Genomic DNA, 2,434 nt, shown 5'->3' with positions numbered 1-2,434 from the left:
GTGAGGTGGGCCGCCGGGCGAGGTGGCAGCGGAGCTGCCCCTTTTCCCAGCGGCCTCCTCCCGAACCCGTCGTGCGACGTTAACCGCAACGGGCTCTCCAGTGACTGGTGTGAACTGCGGCGTTGTGGCCTTCATGGATGCCTTCGTGGCAGGGCGGACAGACCACGAGGGTCTTGCGTCGTTTCCTGGTCATGAGGGCTGCCCACTCGGGTCGTGCGTCCCCGGACCGGTCGAGGTCGGCGAGTCTGCGGATCTGGTGGACCTGTGTCCGCGCGGTCTGTCCGCACAGCTCGCAGAGTCCGGCCAGCAGCCGACTCGTCAGCTCGCGTCGCCGGGGCTGGCGTTGGGCGGGATCGCGGTCGGTCAGGACAGCGACCTTGTTTCTCTTGAGTGGAATTCCACCGAATTGCGCGACCAGCGGCTTCCTGCCTGGGACGTGGGTGCTGACCTGGAGGCACTTGCGCGGCCCGGCCGGGGTGTCGACGGTGACCTTGTACTTGCGGGCCGTCTTCGACATGGTCGAGCGGTGCTTGTTCGCCAGGGAGCACAGCAGCGAGGACTGCATGACCCAGTGCAGCCGGTTCAGTCGGAAGACGTCGCCGGCCAGCAGGTAGTAGTTGACGATGCCGCGGTATCTGGCGCCGTAGATGCTGACGATGGTGTGGTCGTCGTAGTTCAGCATCGAGGTGAGGCGGGCGGGTTTTCCGCGTTCCAGGTATGGGGCGCATTTGGCCTTGATCACGTCCTTGGGGACGTGCAGTGCAACGGTTCCGTTGGTCGACCGCCGCTGGCGTCGGCGGCCTTGTTTCCGTTCTGCTCTGCGGTCGTCCTTCCGGATGGTGATCTCATAGCCGAGGAATCGTGCCGCGCCGGTTCTGGCGTGGGTGATCAGCGTCTTTTCCTGGGAGAGTTCCAGCTTGAGGTCATCTCGGAGGAACTGGGTCAGGCGCTGTTTGATTTCTTCGGCTTCGGCTTTGGGTCCGGCGAATCCGATGAGGGTGTCGTCGGCGTATCGGGCGTAGCGCAAGCGGCGGTATCCCGGGTCGGACATGTCCTGGCTCGGGAGGTTGTGCAGCTGCCTGCGGAGGGTGCGTGCTTCCACGCGGTCTCCGCGTGTGTACGCCCGTTTAATGGCTGCTTCGACCCTTCGGTACTCAGGGTTCCTCGCCCTGAGTTTTCCACGGGTGTATTCCGGCATGAGCACTGTTTCGACGAATGTGTCCAGCCTGTGCAGGTAGATGTTGGACAGGACCGGGGAAAGGACCCCGCCTTGCGGCGCGCCGCTGAGCGTCGCGTTCCAGGTCCAGTCTTCCAGGTATCCGGCTTGGAGCATGTTGCGCACCAGCCGCAGGAACCGGTTGTCGTGGATCTTTTCGCTCAAGGTGTCGAGCATTACTCGATGGTCGAGTGTGTCGAAACATCTGGCGATGTCACCTTCGATGAACCATGTTGTCCCGGTCCAGGTTCGTGCCACTTCGCCGAGGGCGGTGTGACAGCCCCGTCGGGGACGGAAACCGTGGGAGCGGTCGGAGAGCTGGGGCTCGAAGTACGCCTCCAGGAGGAGACGCATCACTTCGCCCACCAGCTTGTCCGTCCAGGGCGGCACGCCCAGCGGCCTCGTTTTCCCGTTCTTCTTCGGGATGAGGACCCGCTTCACCGGGCTGAACCGGAAGCGCTCGTGGCGCATCGCATCGATGATGCGGCCGATCTTCTCCGTCGACATGCCGTCTGCGGTTTCCCCTGTGACCCCGGGTGTCATCGCTCCGTGGTTGGAGTAGATGCGTCCGTGGGCCATGAGATACAGGGCAGGGTTGAACATCTGTCGGTAGAGCTCGTTGCACGGCAGTTTCCGCCTGCCGCGTTCACGGAGGATCTCAAGTACCGCTTCGGCACTCTGCATTACGCATACCTTCCGGCCTTGCCGATCCATTGTCACCTGTGTCCCTTCGCCCTCGTTCCGGCTCTCCCGGACTCCAAGGCAGGTCGTCACTCCTGCGACTACTACGGACACTCCGTCACCATGGGGCTCGCGCCCTTTAGGTGATCCCATGGTTCGTCTTGATGTACGTTCTAGTGCGACTTAGGCGCCCCATTCATCTCCTTGAATCCTCTCGCTGAGAATCGCCTTGACTCCCGGAGTTGCGCCGACCGGCAGAAATAGCCGCCGCAGGAGTCAGCGTCGGTTTCGGGTATCTTTCCGACGGATCCGTCTTTTGATCGACTGGAGATTAGGGTTCAGGCAGTCCAGCTTTCGCCATATCGCACGGGCCTCGCGGTGCACCGTCCCTGATACCTGGACCCGGTCACCGCTTTCCTGACATGCTACGGTCCCCTTTCACCTTTCGGCTCCGGGTAAGTCATTCGGCCCAGGAATACTCTCCGAATTCCTCCCAGCTCAGCCGGGAATACATCAAGGCGCTTCCATGGCGCACTC

General features: G+C 62.7%; 1 protein-coding gene. It reads right to left on the bottom strand.

What is annotated here, in order from left to right; genetic code table 11:
* Positions 1–79: 79 nt before the first annotated feature.
* A complete protein-coding gene (locus ACIBTS_RS49310) occupies positions 80–1,900 on the bottom strand; it encodes a reverse transcriptase domain-containing protein (RefSeq protein WP_399328543.1) in 1,821 nt (606 codons plus the stop codon).
* Positions 1,901–2,434 lie beyond the last annotated feature (534 nt).

The organism is Streptomyces sp. NPDC050121 (assembly GCF_044460385.1).
In the GTDB taxonomy this organism is placed as follows: Bacteria; Actinomycetota; Actinomycetes; order Streptomycetales; family Streptomycetaceae; genus Streptomyces; species Streptomyces soliscabiei.
The sequence above is the reverse complement of the archived record's forward strand: the minus strand, read 5'-3'. Positions and strand labels throughout refer to the sequence as shown.